The 235-nt window shown below is 71.5% G+C and carries 1 pseudogene; it reads right to left on the bottom strand.

Going from position 1 to position 235, the window contains the following annotated elements:
- Nucleotides 1-235, bottom strand: a pseudogene (locus SB751_RS35430) (phosphomannomutase/phosphoglucomutase); the annotation flags it as partial.

Here is a 235-nt window from a genome sequence, read left to right as displayed (position 1 = left end):
CTCGCCGTAGATCGCGGCGCCGCGCAGCACCATCTTGAAGCCGTTGTAGTCGGGCGGGTTGTGGCTGCCGGTGACGACGATGCACGAATCGACGCGGCGCTCGCCGCCCTTCAGCGCGAGCGGCACGCTCGCAGCGAAATAGCCGACCGGCGTAGGCACCATCCCGACGTCGACGACGTCGACGCCCGCCGCACGCAGGCCATCGGCCAGCGCGCCGACGAGTTCCGGCCCGGAC

The organism is Cupriavidus sp. SIMBA_020 (assembly GCF_046535395.1).
GTDB lineage: Bacteria > Pseudomonadota > Gammaproteobacteria > Burkholderiales > Burkholderiaceae > Cupriavidus > Cupriavidus campinensis.
The sequence above is the reverse complement of the archived record's forward strand: the minus strand, read 5'-3'. Positions and strand labels throughout refer to the sequence as shown.